Origin of the sequence: Bosea vaviloviae, from assembly GCF_001741865.1 — a bacterium.
Taxonomy (GTDB): Bacteria; Pseudomonadota; Alphaproteobacteria; order Rhizobiales; family Beijerinckiaceae; genus Allobosea; species Allobosea vaviloviae.
In genome coordinates this window covers 3,081,040-3,097,113 of sequence record NZ_CP017147.1, presented here as the reverse complement: position 1 = coordinate 3,097,113, position 16,074 = coordinate 3,081,040, and the positions used below count along the sequence as shown (strand labels likewise).

Genomic DNA, 16,074 nt, shown 5'->3' with positions numbered 1-16,074 from the left:
AGCCGCGCCCCGTGACGGCACTCTCCGCCCGGCAAGACAATCTCCGCTCCGCGCAAGACGCTTGACGGGTCCAAGACGCTTGACGGATCTATGCCGGATGATGCTCTCGTCCGGCGAGGATATGGGAAACTCCAAAATCATGATCATGGACGGTGGCAATTCGTTTCTGGCCGGTTCGACCGATGCCGGCGAGATGGAGGCGAGCGCTCGGCTCGAGCTTCGGGCGGGGCTTCTCAGCCGCCGCTCCTTTCTGGCCGGCTCTGCCGCCGGCCTTAGCGCGCTCGGGCTCGCCGGCTGCGCCACGACCGACGGCATGAGCCTCGCCGAGGCGCAGAAGGTCTACGGGCCGGTGCCGGAGGAGAAATTCCCGATTCCCGCGGTCGATGTCAGCAAGGTCGATCCGCAATATTTCCGCCGCACCGTGCGCTACGAGACCAAGGAAGCGCCCGGCACGATCATCGTCGATCCCGGCAATTACTATGTCTACCGCATCGAGGATGACGGCTCCGCCACCCGCTATGGCGCCAATGTCGGCCGCGACGGCTTCCGCTGGAGCGGTGCCGCCTATGTCGGGCGCAAGTCCGAATGGGCGACCTGGACCCCGCCCAAGGAGATGATCAAGCGCCAGCCGGAAGCTGCGCAATACGCCCGCGGCATGCCCGGCGGCCTCGACAACCCGCTCGGCGCCCGCACGCTCCATCTCTACCAGAACGGCGCCTACACGCTCTACACGATCTATGCCTCAAGCGACCCGGAAACGATCGGCTCGGGCATCACCAGCGGCTGTGTCGGCCTGCTCAGCCAGGACATGATCCACCTCTATAACCGCACGCCGGTGAAGACGAAGGTCGTCGTCCTGGCGGCGTAAGGCGGCGCGCCGGCGTTATTCTCCGCCGTCATTGCGAGCGCAGCGAAGCAATCCAGAAGACGTAGAGCGAGCCCTCCTGGATTGCTTCTCTGCGCTCGCAATGACGGGTCAGGCCAGATGGAAAACCCGTTGGCGTGAGAGCCGGCTTCGACATGTGAGCCCTCGTCCTGAGGAGCCGCGCCAGCGGCGGCTCAACGGGGGGAGCGCGCTGAGCGTCGTACTGCTTCAGACGGCGTCTCGCCGAAACGGCGGCGAAAGGCGGCGGCGAAGCGGGACGCATTGGTGAAACCGTAGCGGCGCGCGACCGTGGCCACCGAGACGCAGGATGCGCCAAGACCGGATATAGCAAGTCCGGATGCACCAAGAACCAGATCGTCACGCGCCAGCTCAAGCCGGATGGCGTGCAGCACGCCAAGCGGCGTGCTGCCGCGGAAATGCTTGAAGACATGGCCCAAGGTTCGCACGCTGCATCCGGCAGCGGCGGCGACCTGGGGCATGCGGATCGGCTCCGCGCCATTTGCACGCATGAAATCCTCCGCGCGCCGGATATAGGCCGGGACGACGGCGGACGCGCCCCTGTCCAACTGATCGAGATAGTTGTGCGGCGCGCCGCGGAGCACCAGCGCGACGAGCAGATCGGTCAAGGACGCCAATGCGACGGGGTTGCTGGCCACACCGTCGGGTCGCTGAAACTCGTCCATGACAAAATCGAGCTGGCGCTTCAGGCTGACTGCCAGCCCGCGGCTCCAATCGAGATCGGGCCCGAATTCGAGCGGCTGCCGCAGGCGCTGATCGAGCAGGTGCTCCAGCGCGTCCTCGACATCGGCGACCTTGAAGAAGACATTCGTGCGCGCGTTGTCATCGCTGATCAGGAGCCGGCCGCCGGGGCCGGGTCTCCAGACAAGGCCGCGACCGGCCAGGGCCGTCGTGGAGTTGCCCTTCTTGGCCAATGTGATTTGGCCGCTGAGCATCGTCGTGAAGCAAAACAGGTCGCCGTCGTCGCCATCGACCGAGACATCCGTTGCGAAGCTGCTATCGGCGTAGCTTGCCAGGATCGAGCCGGCGGCACGGGTCGCGAGCGTAAAAATCGGCTTATCGAACGTCGCGCGCCACAGCGCGCGGTTCTGGAGTTGGTAAGTGTAGATGCGGTCCGATTTGGCGACGCGCTCGGTGACGCGCAACCGGCCGTCCAGATCTCCCGGATGCCTTGCCCGGACGACATCGAACATCGCCAGCAGCGCTGGATCGATCACGGGCACGGCCATCGATCTGTTCCCATCTCGGCCGCGTCAGCCGCGCGCACCCGCAGCATAGACAGATTTCGCGGTGCGTGGACAGATTTGGCAACCAAGACGCAAGAACCGTCAGAATTGGCATCCGACTCGTCGATGAGGCGTTGTCAGATCGGCACGGAATGACCGCAAGCTCCCCTGCTCGGCCGCCTTGGGCTGCGGGGATTCTGTTTTGGCGGGGACTGACCAACTGGAATCGCCGCGCCCCCTCCTCGCCTTCGATGGCTTCGTCCTCGACCTCGCGCGCGGCGTACTGACTGCCGAGGCGCGGGAGGTGGTGCTGCGGCCCAAGACCACGGCGGTGCTCGCGCATCTGCTCGCACATGCCGGCGAGATCGTGTCGCGTGACGCCTTGCTCACCGCCGTCTGGGGCGATGTTGCCGTCTCGGACGACAGCTTGACGCAATGCGTTTCGGAAATCCGGCGCGCGCTGGGAACCACCCAGGCCGGCATGCTTCAGACCCATGCAAGGCGGGGCTATGTGATGGCGACCCGGTTGCGCCCGGTTGCGCCAGCCGCCGATCCGTCAGCGCGGCTCACCCCGGGTGCCGGCCCCAATGCCGCAATGCCGCCCGGCTCGGAAGCAGCGCTGCAGGCTGGCAGTCGGCCGCGCAGCCGCCTGGCCTGGGCCGCCCTTGTCGTGGCTGGCTTCGCCCTTGTCGCGGGAGGCTTGGGTCTCGTGTTTTCGGCCACCACCTGGATCGGCGCAAACCGCCTGCCTGAGCCAGTAGCGCCATCCGTCGTGGCATCTGCGGAGCCCTCCCCTTGGGAAGAAGCGCGGCGACTGCTGGCGGAAGGGCGCAACGCCCAGCAGGGCAACGGGACGTATGAGGAACGCCTGCGTGCGAGCCTGCCGCTGTTCCTGCGCGCGCTCGCGGTCGAACCGCGCCTGGTTGAAGCGGCGTCCGAGGCGGTCTTCGTCCATACGAATCTGCGCACCACCGGTGCCAGTCGGGACCCGGAGCTGGACTTGCGCGAGGCGGAGCGCCTGGCCGCCCTGGCGATGGCGGCAAGGCCTGAGGCGTCCCTTTCCCTGGCGGCCCAGGCGGCCGTCCTGCGGCAGCAGCGCCGCTTCGCCGAAGCGATGGTTTTCTACGAGCGGGCTGGCGCAGACCCCATCCGAGTCGTGGACCGTGCCAATGCCGGTATCATGCATCTGATGCTGGGCGACGCCGAAGCCGCCCTGCCGCCGCTGCGCGCCGCATTGCAGGAAAGCCCTCTTCACCAGTTCTCGGCAGGCTGGCGGGTCCTTCTCGGCTTGGCGAAGCTGATGACGGGGCAGCCGAGCGAGGCAGCCGATGATTTTTTGACATCGACCGCGCTCAGTTTCCCAACTGAGGAACGACTTTTTTATCGCCTGGTTGCGCTGAATGCCGCCGGTCGCCTGGCCGAGGCGCAGGCGCTTGATGCCAATCTGCGGCAGCGGGATCTGGCGCTCCTGGTGCGTCCGCTGCGGGCGCTTGGCATGTCGGATGAGCCCGCCTATCGCGCCCGTTTCGAGACGGCGGTGCTGGCCCCGCTGCACCGGATGGGCTGGGCCGAGATCGGCCGTTAGAGCGTTTTCGCCCGTTAGGTTTCGGGTAAATTTCGGATGTTTTTCGTTCGGGTTTCAGGACGGGCGCCGCCACCTCTGCCTATCTGCGCGCAGGGGTCATGTCGCCCTGCCCGCCTCGCCATGAAGCGCGTCGCGGCCCTCCTGAAACCGTAGCCCCGCTTAACGGGTCCACGCACGACCGGCGCTGCAAAGGCCGGGACCTTCAAACGCGATATCTGGGCTGCGGGGAACTTTGTCTTGGTCTGTATTCTGGTCTCTTCTAGCCGCATTTTTTCGCGCAGCGATCGTCGCGCCCTGAATGTCTCGGAACGCCGCCGCGGCCTGCTTGCCGCCACCGCGCTCTTCAGCCTCATGTCGCTCGTCCCGATCATCGGGTTGACCCTCGGCTCCGTTCCGGCAGTGGCAGCTGGCGGTAATGGCGGCGCTTCCGTGTCTGGATGTGCCGTCGGTGGTGGTGGTGACGGCCAAGCGGGCCCGAATGGTTGCGACGATTCCGCCGGAGGCGGCGGCGGCGGCGGCGGCGGCGCAGGCGGAGGTGCTGGGGGTAACGGTGGCGCAGGCAATGCCGTACCCGGCGGCGCCGGCGGCGCGGCTGGTGCGGATGGAGGCATAGGCACACCCGGCGTCGGGCCTGGCGGCGGTGGCGGCGGTGGCGGTGGCGCCAACGGGCAGATTACGGCCGGGCCAGAGAATGTTGTCGCCCCATTAACGGGTCAGAACGGAGGTGCTGGCGGCAGCGGCGGAACGGCGATTGCTGGCGGCAATCCGGGCGGCGGCGGCGGCGGCGGTGGTAGCGGCGGAACGGGCCTCCTTGCGATCGGGGGAGCGAACGTCATTTCGAACGCATCGGTGATCACCGGCGGCGCCGGTGGAACGGGTGGGGACGGAGGCAACTCCGCGCAGCCCGGCATTGTCATCGGGGGCTTTGCAGGCAACGGCGGTGATGGTGGGGCGGGCGTCGTTATCGCGGTTTCAGGTGCCGTATTAACAAATTCCGGCACCATCACGGGCGGCGATGGCGGGAACACGTCCACCGGCTCCACAGGCAACATTTTCGGCAATGTCGGTCGCGGCGGTGACGGCGTCGTCGCCAGCGTCAATGGGCTGATCATCAACAACAGCGGAACGATCGCAGGCAACGGCGGCGGCCGTGGTGGTGACGGCATTGTCGGCAGCGGCCTGACCATCACCAATAGCGGGACCATAGCCGGCAACAACGCCATCAACTTCACGGGAGGCACAAATTCGCTGAACCTCCAGGCTGGCTGGGTTCTCACCGGAAACATTGCTGTCAACGGCAGCTTAGCGTTCAATCAATCCACCGACGTCACTCTCGCCAATCGGATCGAGGCGTCTTCAAGCTCAATCATTCAGAACGGAGTTGGCCGACTAACATTGACCGGCCTCGCTTTCGCCAACAGCGTATCAATAGCGTCTGGCAGCACCTTAGCATTGAGCGGAAACGGACAGCTAATTAGCGGAACTCTCAATTTGGTGAGTGGCGCCACGTTCGATATCTCTGATTCAACGAACGTCAACGCAACCAGATCTGTGCTATCAGGTAATGGCGGAAGCGTATTGCTTGGATCTAATACTTATGCAATTCTAGGTAACTCTAACTCATTTGGCGGCGATATCAGTGGAAGTGGCGGTCTTTTGTTAAGGTTCAGCTCCACGAGCCAGACCCTGACAGGGTCAAACGGATACACGGGGCTGACAACCGTGGACGGCAGTAGCACGCTACTATTAAGTGGTGCAGGTAGTATATCAAATTCAAGCGCCGTATATCTTCTCAACAGCGGAAGGTTTGATATTTCTGGCGCGAATGGACCAAATGTAACAATCAGATCTCTTACGACCGAAACTTGGCCATTCTTCGGCGCCGTCGTCACTCTCGGATCCAATACGCTCGTTCTAAGCGCCGCTTCTGGCACATTTCTTGGCGCAATCAATGGAAGCGGTGGCCTGACGCTCGCTGCCGGAACGGAATCGCTGACCTATATCAACGGTTACACCGGGAGGACCACCATTAATGGCGGGACTTTGGCACTGGGTGAGCGCGGCGACATTGCAGCTTCCAGTGGCGTGACTCTCGCGCCAGGCGCGTCCTTCGATATTTCGGCCTTGACGGCGACTGGCACCAGTATCCGGTCGCTGGCCGGCGCGGGCGGGACCGTGACGCTCGACACCAAGACACTGACATTGTCGAACGCCTCCGGCACGTTCGGCGGCGCGATCAACGGTAGCGGCGGTCTGACGCTGGCGGCAGGAACGCAAATCTTGACCGGGAGCAATGGCTATACCGGCGCGACCACCATCAATGGTGGCACGTTGGCGCTGGTCGGAGGCGGCAGCATTATAGCTTCGGCGGGCGTGACCCTCAGTTCAGGCGGGGTCTTCGACATTTCTGCTTCGACCGACCCAGGCGTGACCATCAGAACGCTAGATGGAACCGGCGGCACCGTGACGCTGGGCGCGAACTCACTGACGTTGTCGAACACCCTTCTGAACGTGTTTCACGGCACGATTAATGGAAGTGGCGGCATGACGCACATGACAGGGACCCAGGGCCTGGGCGGGAGCAACAGCTATACGGGCGCGACCACCGTTAACGGTGGTTTCCTGGCGCTGGTTGATGGCGGCAGCATCGCGGCCTCCAGCGGCGTTACGATCGCAGCCGGCGGCGGGTTCGACATTTCGTTTTTAACCGGCGTTGGCGCGAGCATCACATCGTTGGCCGGCGCCGGGACTGTTGGCCTTGGGTCGAAAACCCTTACGCTGTCGAACGGCTCCGGCACATTCGCGGGTGCCATCAGCGGAAGCGGCGGGCTGACGCTGACGGCGGGGACGGAGACCCTGGCTGGCACCAACACTTATACTGGCGCGACCTTCATTAATGGTGGCACCCTAGCCCTGAGCGGCACAGGCAGCACCGCAAGTTCAAGCGGCGTGAACCTGGCAACAGGCGGATCCTTCAATATTTCCGCTTCGGCAGGCGGCGGCGCGACGATCAAGTCGCTGGCCGGCAGCGGCGGCACCGTGGCGCTCGGCTCCCGGACGCTGACGCTGTCGAACGCGTCAGGCACGTTTGGCGGCGCCATCAATGGAAGTGGCGGGCTGACGCTGACGGCCGGCACCGAGATCCTGACCGGGAACAGCTCGGCGTTCACAGGCACGGTCAATGTCAATTCCGGCAGGCTGCTGATGGGCGCCGGTGGAACGCTCGGCAACGGCGCAGCCGCCGTCAACGTCAACAATGGCGGCACGCTGGGCGGAACCGGCACGGTCGGCGGCAATGTCGCGGTCAATGCAGGCGGCGTCCTGTCCGCGGGCTTCAGCCCGGGGACGCTGACCATCAGCGGCAATCTGGTTCAGAACAGTGGCGCGATCAGCACGTTCGAGCTTGGTCAGTCGGGTATCGTTGGCGGCGCGAGCAATGATCTTGTGAATGTCGGCGGCAATCTGTCGATGGGCGGCACGCTCAACCTCGTCTCGACCACGGCAGGCTGGTACCGGCTTTACCAGGTGGCTGGAACGATCTCCGGGGCGTACGACACCGTCAATTCCGGCGCGTTGAACAATACGATCTACGCGACGATCCCGAACCAGCTGAACGTGCTGCTGGCCGGGGCCGGCCAGATTGTTCAATTCTGGGACGGCACTGATGCGACCGGCAACGGAGCCGTCAATGGCGGTACCGGCACGTGGAGCACCGCCAACACCAACATGACCTCGCAACCTGGCGCGCAAATCAACGATCAGTGGCGTGGCGGCGTCGGCATTTTCGCAGGGCTGGCGGGCACGGTCACCCTCGCTGGCACGCAGAACATCCAGGGCCTGCAATTCACGGTCGACGGCTATTCGCTGACCGGCGGAACCCTGACCATGACCGGCGATCCCTTCAGCGATCCGAGCAAGAGTTTCATCACGACCGATGCAGGCGTCACGGCGACGATCGGCTCGACCATCGCGGGCGCCGGCATCGGCCTGACCAAGCAGGGCGCCGGCACGCTCATCCTGACCGGCGCCAACAGCTATGATGGCGGCACCACGATCAATGCCGGCACCTTGCAGCTCGGCGATGGCGGCACCACCGGCTCGATTATCGGCGATATCACCGACAATGCAATCCTTGCGATCAACCGCTCGGACATGGTGACATTCGCCAATATCGTGTCCGGCACCGGCGCATTGCATCAGAACGGCAGCGGCACGCTCATCCTGACCGGCACCAACCTCTATACCGGCGGCACCACCATCAGCGCCGGCACCTTGCAGATCGGCAATAGTGGCACCACTGGTTCGATTGTCGGCGATGTCACCAATAACGCGATCCTTGCCGTCAACCGCACGGACGCGCTGACGCTGTCCGGCGACATCTCGGGCACCGGCGCGCTGCAGCAGAACGGCAGCGGCACGCTCATCCTCACCGGCGCCAACAGCTATACCGGCACCACCACGATCAACGCCGGCACCTTGCAGCTCGGCAATGGCGGCACCACCGGCTCGATGATCGGCGATATCACCAACAACGCGATCCTTGCCGTCAACCGCACGGATGCGCTGACGCTGCCTGGCGACATCTCGGGCACCGGCGCGCTGCAGCAGAACGGCACCGGCGTCACCACGCTGGCGGGCGCGGCAAGCTATCTCGGCGCGACCGCGGTCAATGCCGGCACGCTGCGGGCGAATGCCGCCAACCGGTTCAGCGCCGCGAGCACGGTCACGATCGCGACGGGAGCCAGCCTCGACGCCAACGGCTTCGATCAGGCCATCGCCTCGCTCGCCGGGGCGGGCAATGTGGCGCTCGGTGCCGGGCGATTGACCCTCGCCAACGCCGCATCCACCATATTTTCCGGCGCGATCGCCGGCAGTGGCGGGCTGACGCTCGCCGCCGGCACGCAGACCCTGTCGGGCGTCAGCAGCTATACCGGCGCGACCGCCATCACTGGCGGCACGCTCATCGTCAACGGCTCCATCCTCGCATCGTCCAGCGTCACCGTGGCAGCCGGCGCCTCGATCGGCGGCTCGGGCCAGCTGCCCTCGCTGACCGTGAACGGCACGGTCTCGCCGGGCAACTCGCCGGGTACGCTGACGGTGAACGGCAATCTCGTGCTGGGGGCGGGCTCGACTTATGTTGCCGAGATCCAGGGCGCGGTCTCCGACCGGATCAATGTCACCGGCACCGCCTCGCTCGCCGGCACGCTGCGGCTCATGCCACTGGGCGGCGCTTACCTCTTCTCCGCGCCCTATACGCTGCTCTCGGCGGCAGGCGGGCGGACCGGCAGCTTCAGCCCGGTCGACACGACAGGCGTCTTCGGCGACGGCGTCACCACGAGCATCGCCTATACCGCGACGCAGGTGCAGCTGACCCTGACGTCAAAGCCGCTGGCGCCGATCGTTGCCGATCCCACCCCGACGCCAGCCCCGGGTCCTGGCGCGGGCCTACCAGGCTCAGGTCAACCAGGCCTGGGCCGCTCGACCAATGCCTATGCCGTGGCACGGGGCATCGACGCGGCAGTGGCCAACGGCGCCGATCCGTCTGTGCTGTTTGCGATCTACAACCTGCCGGCCGCCGCCATTCCCGGCGCCGTGAACCAGCTCTCCGGCGAGGCCCACACCGCCGCGCCCGCAATGGCCAACAGCGCGGCGGGGCAGTTCCTGCGCACCATGCTCGACGGATCCGCCACCGGGCGGCTCGCGAACGGCCCTGGCGGCGCGGCCGGCTTCACAGCCGACCTGCCCTCAAGACAGGACGGGCCAGTACGGGCGAGCCTCGATCCGGCGCGCTTCTCGCTCTGGGGCGCGAGCTTCGGCTCGACCGGGCGCAGCGACGGCGACAGGGCCGTGGGCTCGGCGAACCGTAGCCTCTCCGACGGCCATCTCGCTGTCGGCGCCGATATCCGGCTGGGCAGCAACACGGTGGTGGGCGCCGCGGTCTCGGGCGGCCAGTCGCGCGCCTCGCTTGCGGGCGGGTTCGGCAAGGCGCAGGCCGATGTCTTCCAGGCCGGCCTCTATGGCCGCACCGTCCTCGGCCCGGTCCATCTCGGCGCGGCGCTGGGCTATGCCAGGCTCGACACCGATACCAACCGCGCTATTCCCGCCCTCGCCCGCAGCGGCGTCGCCGCATCTTACGTCACGCAGGCGTGGAGCGGGCGGATCGAGGCCAGTCTCCCGGTGGCGATTGTCCCGATGGCGGGTTGGGGTGGGTTCACTGTCGCGCCCTTCGCCGCCTTCCAGGCGGTGCAGGCCAAGAGCCCCGCCGCGGTCGAGCGCGACAGGGCCGGCGCGACGGCGGGCATGCTGACGCTGGCGAGGCGTTCCGACATGACCAGCCGCAGCGAGCTCGGCCTGCAGCTCGACGCCACGCTGATGCTCGGCGCGACCCCGGTCACCGGCTTCGTCCGCGCCGCCTGGGCGCGCTACTACCAGCGCGACGCAGACCTCACCGCCTCGATCAACGGGCTTGCCGGCGCCAGCTTCAGCATCACAGGCGCTAGGCCCGAGCGCAACGCCGCCCTGCTCTCGGCAGGGGCCGACATCAAGCTCAGCCCCAGCGTCAGCCTCGGCATGCGCCTCGACTCCGAACTCGCGGCAAAGACCCGCCGCATCGGCGGCACAGCCCAGTTGAGGGTCAGCTTCTGAGCCGAGACATTGTTTGGGACTTGAGCCCTCATCCTGAGGAGGCATGTAAGCGGCGTCTCGAAGGATGGTTCGGAAGGTCGCTGGAGCCCTGTCCACACCGCCCGGGCCGTCATTGCAAGCGAACCTCGCGGCGGAACCCTCTCCTGTAAGGAGAGGGCAGGGTGAGGTGTCGGCCGTTATCCGGAGCGGCCGAGCCCTCACCACCGCATGCGGTTGGCTTTACGCTTTACTGGTCCAGGGGCCGACACCTCATCCCTGCCCTTCTCCTTACAGGAGAAGGGTTCCCCGCGCTCTCTCGGTTGGCCGGTGGCGAGGTCCTTGCGCAAGGTTCGGGCACGTCCCTTCAAGGCCTGCTGAAGCCTCGCCGCGTCCGCAGTCTTGCATCGGCTCGTCCCGAAAACCGGCCCCCACGGGGCCGATGCTCTAAAGGTGCCCTGTTTCGCGAAGCGCTTCAGCGAAGGTGGTCAGTGGCGCAACCAGAGTGAGCGGCTGGTCGGCGGCTCGCTCCGCGCCAAAGCTGCAATACCATTGCGCGGCGCGGTCATCTTTGGCGTCGATGATCAGCAAAACTCCGCCGACTTCCACCGTCACCCGCAGGCAACGCAAAGCCGCCGCAAGGAGGAGCTGCCCGCCGAGGCCTTGGCCGCCGACGGTCTTGTCGACGGCAAGCCGCGCGAGCAGGAAGCCAGCCACCCTATGGCGGGCCAGCCCCCTGGTCATGGCAGGGGGAACCGCCTCGTATGCGATCGAGGTTGGGGTAAGGCTATAGAACCCCAGGACCTTGTTGGGTGTGTCGTCCGCGATTGCGCAAAACGTCTTCACGGCGTTGTGCTCATGCCCTTGCCGGGCAAACCGCTCGAGGAACCTATTCAGCTCGCTCACACCGCAGTCGAAGGCCTTTCGATCATGCGCCTTCGTGATCGGCTCCTCATGCCAGGCGGGAAGGCTCACAGGGACTTCGGCAAGGCGGCGGCGGCGGCTTTCAACCTCGCATTCGGCTTTGGCGGGTTGTCCAGCAATTCCAGGATCCGAAAAAAGTCACGCTCCGACACCTTGGTCACATCGGCTTCAGCGATGACGGCATCGGCCGCGCGCAGGGCGGACTGGGTGACGAAACTGGTCAGATCGGTATGGCGCAGAGCAGCCGCACGCATCAGCCGCGCCTTCGCGTCCGGCTTGATGCGGAGGTTCATCCGATTTGTGTCGTCAAGGGCGGTGCGTGCCATGGCCTGTCCCCGATTCCAGTTGTGACAGCCTATGGCCACGTGCCACGTCAGCCTATCATGTACGTATTTAATGCGTACGAATTTCCATTGCAACGGTGATCAATGGATCGCGTCCAGAGCAGGCGCCGGCCGAACGACTGCCATCGATCAGCAGAGTTGCAGATCGCTTCAATAGCCCTCGCCCGGCTCAGGCGTTCAGCGCGATCGCGCGCCTCACGTCGTCGGGTTGGTCGCCCGCGAGAGCAGGACGACGCCGGCGGAGGCGGCGCTGTCGTAATAGGTGAAGCCGGTCCCATTATCGCGGCGTCCCTTCGAGAGCACGCCCATGCCGGCAGCCTTGCCTTCGGCTTCGGCCGTGTCGGCATCGGCGACCTCGAAACCGATATGGAAGACGCCCTCGCCCTTGGTGTCGAGAAATTCGCGCTGGGGACAGGGCTTCTGCGGCGGCTCGCAGAGCTGCATCTGCACGGTCGGGAGATTGCAGAAGCGGTATTTCAGCTCCCTGAAGGCCTCGACGTTGGGAACGGAGAGCTCCTTGTATTCAGCCAAGGGCGGGTAATCCTGCCACGGCCCGATGCCGATCGCTTCGTAATAGGCCTGCGCCTTGTCGATATCGGCAACGACGATGCAGATATGGTGCAGCTTGTCGAAGAGGCTCATGAAACGGCCTCCTGCTCGGGCACGACATGTTCGGGCATGACGTAGTTCAGGACACGCCGTCCGCCGTCCGGGTAGATCGTCTCGCCGGTGATGTAGGAGGCGTCGTCGCTGGCGAGGAACGCCACGACCGCAGCGATTTCGGCGGCCGTGCCGTAACGGCCCAGCGGTGTGCGCGCGATGATCGTGCGATCGGTCGCGCTGGCGACGAAGTCACCCCGGATCATCTCGGTGTCGATCGTGCCCGGCCCGACACCGACCACACGGATGCCGTCCCTGGCGAAAGCGACCGCAGCCGTGCTGGTGATCTGGTTCATGCCGCCCTTGGTGATGGCGTAGGTCGCCACATTGGGATTGGCGAGGCCCGAATTGATCGAGGACATGTTGATGATGACGCCGCCCTGCCCGCCCCCGCTTTGTCCTTGCGCGATCATCTGGCGCGCCGCGGCCTGCGTGCCCCAGAAGGCACCTTCCAGATTGATGCCGAGAACCTTGTCGTAATCGGCCTTGGTCACGTCGAGGAAGCCCTGCACCATGGCGATGCCGGCATTGTTGAGCATGATATCGACCCGGCCGAATTGGCTTACCGCGGCTGCGATCAGGGCCTCGACCTGAGCCTTGTCGCTGACATCCGTGACCACCGCGAGCACGGTATCAGTGTTGCCCAAAGCCGCTGCGGTTTCAGCGAGCCGGACGCTGTCGATATCGGCGATGACGACCCTGGCTCCCTCCGCCAGCAAACGCTCGGCGCAGGCGCGCCCGATGCCGCGCGCGGCGCCGGTCACGACGGCAGTCTTTCCCACCAGTCTCATTCTCTGCGTCCTTCAATAAGCGGCCGTCTCCAGGAAACGGCGGTCTCATGCAGCGGTTCCTGTCGAAGCTGAGCAGCGACAGGTCAGCGGCAGCGGGCTTCAGGGCTCGTGTGGAAATTCCAGCCCGCATCCTTCGAGACGCCGCTGCGCGGCGCCTCAGAGGCTGACCTGAAATGAATCGAGCGATATCCAGAACCTCCGATCGCTTGCCATCAGCCGCGCCGTCATTCCGGACAAGCCGCGCAAGCGGCGCAGATCCGGAATCCATCGGAGGCCACCGGAGCTCTACGATGGATTCCGGATCTCCGCTTCGCTGCGTCCGGAATGACGGTGCGTTGGTGGCGAAGACAGAGCCATTGAAATCTTTGGGTTCATTTCAGGCCAGTCTCTCAGGATGAGGGCTGGAGTTTAGGATGAGGGCTCTCAGAGTTTCCAAACCGGCCCTTAGCAGGGCTCAAAGCCGAGATGCCTGCGGAACCGGTTCTTGACATGCACCGCATCGCGCGGCGGCAAGGAACGGGGCAGGTTTTCGGCCGCGACCTTGAGAACGAACAGACGCGGTCCGGCGCTGGGCTGCCTCAGGCTGTCGCAGAGCCGATCCACCTGCGCGAGCGTGCGCAATTCGGCGGTCTCGGTGAAGCCGCAGGCGACCGCGATCTGGTCGAAGGCGATGCCGCGCCCGGTATGGCTCGCCTGCATGCCGGTTTCACCGAAATGCTGGTTGTCGAGCACGATCACATCGAGGTTTTTAGGCTTGGCCACGGCGATCGTCGCCAGCGCGCCGAAGGCCATGAGCTGCTCGCCATCGCCGGTGATGACCATCACCCGCTTCTCCGGCTGGGCCTGGGCGATGCCGAGACCGACCAGCGCAGCCCCGCCCATCGCGCCCCAGAGATAATAGTTGTCGTCGCGGTCGCCTGCAGCGTGAACGTCATAGCTCGGCGAGCCCAGCCCGGTGACGACAAGCGCGCCGTCACGCGCATCGAGCAGCGTCTTCACCGCGACGCGGCGGTCCATTGTCGGAGCTGCCATGGTGAGAAGCGTCATCGGATTCACCACTTCTTCTTGCCGAGGAGGCGCTGCCCGATCAGCACGGCGATCTGCTGGTCGGCCTCGAAAGCCATCGTCGCGGCCTGGGCTACGGTCTCGACCAGATCGGCGCCGGTCTCGGCACGCAGGACGGTCACGCCGATCGCTTCCAGCGCGGCTTGCGTCGCCTGTCCCATCGGGACCTGCCAGGGATTGAACTCGGCCCATTCGCCGCGCATCGTCACCAGGGTCAGGAACGGAAAGCGCGCCTGGACCGGCAGCGAGAGCATGTTGATGCAGTTCCCGACACCCGAGGACTGCATCAAGAGGACGCTGCGCTTGCCGCCGAGCCAGCTGCCGGCCGCAATCGCGACCCCTTCCTCCTCGGTCGTCAGCACATTGGTGACGACTTCGGGATCGGCATTGAACAGCTCGATCAATGTCGCGTGCCCGGCATCGGGCACATAGGAGATGTGGCTGATCCCGGCCGCCTTCAGCGTCTCATAGAGCGCGACCGGCCAATCGACCGACAGGTCTCGGGTCTCGGAACGAAGGGGCTCGGCGAGAACGTCGACGGCAACCACGGCGCGGCTCCTCAGCGGGAAATCTCCGCCGATATAGCCATGCCCAAATTATTCCGACATCGACCCTTTTTCGCGATCAGCTATAGCGATATTCTATAGCATGGATATCAACCAGCTCCGCACCCTGATCCATGTCGCCGAACTCGGCAGCCTCTCCAAGGCAGCGGACCGGCTGCATATCGCCCAGCCGGCGCTGAGCCGGCAGATCAGGCTTCTGGAAGACGAGTTGGAAACGCGCCTGTTCGACCGGCACGGGCGCGGCATGATCGTTACCGAGGCAGGCCAGGATGTGCTGCGCCACGCCCTGCGCATCATGGCGGAGATGGAGGAGATCCGCGCCGTCGTCTCCGACGAGAACGCCCCGTTGCGCGGCCATGTCTCGATCGGGATGCCGCCGACGGCCTCCGACATCCTGTCCGAGCCGCTGGTTTCGGCGTTTCGCGAAGCGCATCCGGAGGCGACCTTGCGCATCGTCAGCGCCTATTCCGGCTATCTTCTCGACTGGCTTCACCGCGGCGAGGTCGATGCCGCCATCCTCTACGATCCGAAATCCGCGCGCACGCTTCGCATCCGCCCCTTGCTGGACGAGACGCTGTTCCTGATCAGCCCTCCCGGCGCCGGCTTGTCTCCCGACAGCCGTGTCGACTTTGCTCAATTGGAGCATCAGCGGCTGCTGCTGCCGAGCCGTGGGCACGGGCTGCGCGAGATCGTCGAGCGCTGCGCGCAGGAGCGCGGCTTTGCGCTCGACATCAAGGTCGAGGCCGACAGCTATGCCACGCTCAAGGGGCTGGTGCGGAGCGGCCATGGCATGACCGTGCTGCCGCTGGCACCGATCCATGAGGAATTGCGCGAAGGCCGCCTCTGCGCCGCGCCGCTCGTCGAGCCGGTGCCGACGCGCCGCCTGGTCATGGCGTTTCCGATGGACCGGCCGACATCGCGCCTGGCGCGTTTCGCCGGCCAGGTCATCACGACCACGATTGAAAGCCTCGTGGCACAAGGCATCTGGTCGGGCCGCATACCGGACCAGGACGTCCCGACCGAGACGATCCGGAGCGATCGAAAACCGGCATAGCTGATCTCGCCAGCTTGTCGTTGTCACAGAGCGCGTCATCCCGGACAAGCGGCGTCGGCGGCGCCGATCCGGAATCCATTCCCGAGCCGAGGCAAGCGCGGGGAACCCTCTCCCGGAGGGAGAGGGCAGGGTGAGGGGTCGGCCGTTTGACGCTTTGGTTGTGACCTCACCGCTGCTCGATCGTCATTGCTGCCCACCGTCATTGCGAGCGCAGCGAAGCAATCCAGGCGACGTAGAGCGAGCCCTCCTAGATTGCTTCGCTGCGCTCGCAATGACGGCAAGGACATCACGCAACTGGTCCAGGGGCCGACACCTCACCCCTGCCCCTCTCACT

Annotated in this window: 11 protein-coding genes; 4 read left to right on the top strand and 7 right to left on the bottom strand. The window is 65.4% G+C overall.

All coding sequences use genetic code 11. The features are described 5' to 3' along the window. Positions 1-193: 193 nt before the first annotated feature. On the top strand, positions 194-868 hold the full coding sequence (locus tag BHK69_RS14235; RefSeq protein ID WP_465248687.1) for a L,D-transpeptidase family protein: 675 nt from the start codon (positions 194-196) through the stop codon (positions 866-868). Positions 869-1,059: 191 nt separating this feature from the next. On the opposite strand, the gene BHK69_RS14230 is transcribed toward BHK69_RS14235, so the two are convergent. Then, the gene (locus tag BHK69_RS14230; protein ID WP_069690672.1) at positions 1,060-2,133 is read right to left on the bottom strand and encodes a helix-turn-helix transcriptional regulator; all 1,074 of its coding nucleotides are present in this window, start codon (positions 2,131-2,133) and stop codon (positions 1,060-1,062) included. A 199-nt stretch (positions 2,134-2,332) separates the two neighbouring features. Here BHK69_RS14230 and BHK69_RS14225 point away from each other — a divergent pair, with 199 nt between their 5' ends. Together BHK69_RS14225 and BHK69_RS33405 are read left to right on the top strand one after the other, a co-directional pair. Next, complete coding sequence (locus tag BHK69_RS14225; protein WP_069690671.1) at positions 2,333-3,715, top strand: winged helix-turn-helix domain-containing protein; 1,383 nt, start codon at positions 2,333-2,335, stop codon at positions 3,713-3,715. 237 nt (positions 3,716-3,952) lie between these two features. Further along, positions 3,953-10,360: an autotransporter-associated beta strand repeat-containing protein gene (locus tag BHK69_RS33405; protein ID WP_148663418.1), complete on the top strand. Its 6,408-nt coding sequence runs from the start codon at positions 3,953-3,955 to the stop codon at positions 10,358-10,360. A gap of 423 nt (positions 10,361-10,783) precedes the next feature. Here BHK69_RS33405 and BHK69_RS14210 read toward each other — a convergent pair whose 3' ends face one another. The 6 genes from BHK69_RS14210 to BHK69_RS14185 form a co-directional block, all read right to left on the bottom strand. After that, positions 10,784-11,311: a GNAT family N-acetyltransferase gene (locus tag BHK69_RS14210; RefSeq protein WP_069690668.1), complete on the bottom strand. Its 528-nt coding sequence runs from the start codon at positions 11,309-11,311 to the stop codon at positions 10,784-10,786. Next, a complete protein-coding gene (locus BHK69_RS14205; RefSeq protein ID WP_069690667.1) occupies positions 11,308-11,586 on the bottom strand; it encodes a type II toxin-antitoxin system TacA family antitoxin in 279 nt (92 codons plus the stop codon). Before BHK69_RS14205 ends, BHK69_RS14210 begins: the two co-directional genes overlap by 4 nt. Positions 11,587-11,799: 213 nt before the next feature. Continuing rightward, positions 11,800-12,246, bottom strand: a complete 447-nt coding sequence (locus BHK69_RS14200; RefSeq protein WP_069690666.1) for a VOC family protein — start codon at positions 12,244-12,246, stop codon at positions 11,800-11,802. Continuing rightward, positions 12,243-13,055, bottom strand: a complete 813-nt coding sequence (locus BHK69_RS14195; protein WP_069690665.1) for an SDR family NAD(P)-dependent oxidoreductase — start codon at positions 13,053-13,055, stop codon at positions 12,243-12,245. The genes BHK69_RS14200 and BHK69_RS14195 overlap by 4 nt, the downstream gene beginning before the upstream one ends. Positions 13,056-13,499: 444 nt before the next feature. Further along, entirely contained in the window at positions 13,500-14,087 is a 588-nt protein-coding gene (locus BHK69_RS14190; protein WP_069693657.1) for a thiamine pyrophosphate-dependent enzyme, read from the bottom strand. 20 nt (positions 14,088-14,107) lie between these two features. Next, complete coding sequence (locus BHK69_RS14185; protein ID WP_244548525.1) at positions 14,108-14,617, bottom strand: thiamine pyrophosphate-binding protein; 510 nt, start codon at positions 14,615-14,617, stop codon at positions 14,108-14,110. 151 nt (positions 14,618-14,768) lie between these two features. On the opposite strand from BHK69_RS14185, the gene BHK69_RS14180 reads away from it, so the two are divergent. Continuing rightward, the gene (locus BHK69_RS14180) at positions 14,769-15,740 is read left to right on the top strand and encodes a LysR family transcriptional regulator (protein WP_069690663.1); all 972 of its coding nucleotides are present in this window, start codon (positions 14,769-14,771) and stop codon (positions 15,738-15,740) included. The last annotated feature ends 334 nt before the right edge of the window (positions 15,741-16,074 follow it).

Bases quoted from the DNA above. Each gene is read 5' to 3' on its own strand.
- BHK69_RS14180 (WP_069690663.1), top strand. From the start codon at position 14,769: ATGGATATCAACCAGCTCCGCACCCTGATCCATGTCGCCGAACTCGGC.
- BHK69_RS14190 (WP_069693657.1), bottom strand. From the start codon at position 14,087: ATGGCAGCTCCGACAATGGACCGCCGCGTCGCGGTGAAGACGCTGCTC.
- BHK69_RS14200 (WP_069690666.1), bottom strand. From the start codon at position 12,246: ATGAGCCTCTTCGACAAGCTGCACCATATCTGCATCGTCGTTGCCGAT.
- BHK69_RS14230 (WP_069690672.1), bottom strand. From the start codon at position 2,133: ATGGCCGTGCCCGTGATCGATCCAGCGCTGCTGGCGATGTTCGATGTC.
- BHK69_RS14235 (WP_465248687.1), top strand. From the start codon at position 194: ATGGAGGCGAGCGCTCGGCTCGAGCTTCGGGCGGGGCTTCTCAGCCGC.
- BHK69_RS14205 (WP_069690667.1), bottom strand. From the start codon at position 11,586: ATGGCACGCACCGCCCTTGACGACACAAATCGGATGAACCTCCGCATC.
- BHK69_RS14195 (WP_069690665.1), bottom strand. From the start codon at position 13,055: ATGAGACTGGTGGGAAAGACTGCCGTCGTGACCGGCGCCGCGCGCGGC.